We start from the raw sequence: 2,073 nt of genomic DNA on the forward strand, positions 1-2,073 counted from the left end.
CAAATGGGTATTTTTCAGCTTACCAGACTTGCTATGAATAGCAACAGACGGTTAAGGGGATTGATCCACTCTCAAGCTGAAATTTGATTAACTAATTTCACTAGAATTGGCTGGGGTACCTGAATTCGAATCTTAAATTTAATTGCAATAAACTATTGATTTTATTTATATTTTTTAAGGTTAGGGAGCATATAATTAGGTTCGGGAATAGGATTTTCAGACTTTCCTTTACAAAGCGTATTCTTTTTGCCAGCTTTCTCTAATAATTTTTTTAATAGTTCTAAATCTTCTTGTGAAATAATATTTATCAGTCTAGAAAACATACCAGCAGCTTCACATCTGAATGTATCAGAAGGCTTTATAGTGAAACTTTTACGACAAGCATCCGATTCTCTTCTCAAAATTTCTGCTACCTCTTGATCTAAAGCATAGAGTTCAATTATCTTTTCCTCTAGCCCTACAGGAACAGACTTTTTGCCAATTTCTACAGATGATAAAAATGCTACAGATATGTCTAATTTCTTAGCCATATCTAAGAGGCGTTCTGAATGATCAATGCGAAGTTTCCGTAAAATTTTACCAAAGGGTGTAAGCATCAAAAAAAGTCCTATTAGAGAAGAAATATTTCTTCTGATCCTAACAAATCTTTTTATGATTTTCTTCAATTATTGCGAATCAAGAGTTCTTTTCGGGGTGGTTTTTTATCCGTACCTGCTGTCCAAAGGGGCTCTAATTCTAAAAAATCAAAATCCCTAAAGATCTCTCGAACCGCATCACAATCATTCAGACTCAAGACAAACCTTCCTTGGATGCTTTTGAGAACTTTTGCCATACTCACAAAATCATCTTCAACAAAATTCCCAGAGCTGTAATACCTCCTCTCTACAAGATAAGGCGGGTCTAGGTAAAATAAACTGTCGGGTGCATCAAAAAGTTCGACAACTCGCTCCCACGACAAATTTAAGATCGTCGTATCAAGAAGCTTCTGTCTAACACGCCGCATCCTTGCTAAAAGCTTATCGGGATTAAATAATGTAGGCTTTTTTCTTCCAAAACTAAAAGAGACATAATCTTTTTTCCCATACATCACACAACGTTGGAGAAACAAAAAGCGAGCAGCTCTTTCAACTTTGGAAAGGCTTTCTGGTTCAATAGCCGCAAGTTCAAAAAACAACTGTCTTGAACAAACAAACCATTCTAGTCGTTTGGCTAGATCATCAAAATGGTTTTGAACGCATTGAAACAGATTCGTGATCTCTCCATTCAAATCATTAATCACGGAATATTTCACTGATCTTTTATTAGGAAAACAACGCCTTAAAGTCAAAAATTTACCTGCCATGGATTGGAGAGATGTGCCGGCTTTTTATAAAACACTTTGTCAAAAAATAACTATGACACAACTGGCTTTGCGTTTGCTTATTCTGACAGGGGTTCGTACCAATCCTTTGTGTCATATTCATAAAGATCAAGTTGATGGAGATATCTGGACTATCCCTGCTGAGAATATGAAAGGTTTGCGTGATGCTACAACAGAATTTCGTGTGCCCTTATCATCAGAGGCATTAGAAATCTTAAAACAAGCACGCCTTTTATCTCGTAATGGGTTTCTTTTTTCTGCAACCGGTCGTGGTCCCCTTGCTGATAGTTGTATGGCAAAGTATATGAGAGAGAATAAGATTGATGCCTGCCCCCATGGCTTTCGCTCTAGTTTACGCAATTGGCTTGCTGAAACAACCGATGCCCCCTATGAGGTCGCTGAAACCATTCTAAGTCATACAGTAGGAGGTAAAGTAGAGCGTGCCTATCGTCGGACTGACTATTTAGAACAGCGCCGCGTTTATATGGATAAATGGGCGGCTTATGTCACGGGTCAATCTTAAGATATGGGGTGAATAACCCCATGATCTGTGGATAACTTTCTCTCTCTTGTCTCTCATTCTTTCTCAATAAGAGTCATAAATTATCACATCAGAAATTGTATGATAAAATATTGTTTTCTATAAATAAAACATCTTTCTAAATGAACCAAAATGTGGTTAATAAATAGTTATGATTTGTTACCATTTTTTG

2 protein-coding genes and 1 pseudogene are annotated in these 2,073 nt (G+C 36.8%); 1 reads left to right on the top strand and 2 read right to left on the bottom strand.

Annotation, left to right across the window (positions count from 1 at the left end; genetic code table 11):
- Positions 1-161: 161 nt before the first annotated feature.
- Positions 162-596 carry a helix-turn-helix domain-containing protein gene (locus ACFIKJ_RS09070; protein WP_375670526.1) on the bottom strand — a complete coding sequence of 145 codons (435 nt, stop codon included), beginning with the start codon at positions 594-596 and terminating at the stop codon, positions 162-164.
- Positions 597-661: 65 nt separating this feature from the next.
- Positions 662-1,279 carry a DNA adenine methylase gene (locus tag ACFIKJ_RS09075; RefSeq protein ID WP_375670527.1) on the bottom strand — a complete coding sequence of 206 codons (618 nt, stop codon included), beginning with the start codon at positions 1,277-1,279 and terminating at the stop codon, positions 662-664.
- A gap of 19 nt (positions 1,280-1,298) precedes the next feature.
- On the opposite strand from ACFIKJ_RS09075, the pseudogene ACFIKJ_RS09080 reads away from it, so the two are divergent.
- Positions 1,299-1,883, top strand: a pseudogene (locus tag ACFIKJ_RS09080) (tyrosine-type recombinase/integrase); the annotation flags it as partial.
- Positions 1,884-2,073: the final 190 nt, after the last annotated feature.

The organism is Bartonella sp. PS7NMGDW (assembly GCF_042193585.1).
In the GTDB taxonomy this organism is placed as follows: Bacteria; Pseudomonadota; Alphaproteobacteria; order Rhizobiales; family Rhizobiaceae; genus Bartonella; species Bartonella grahamii.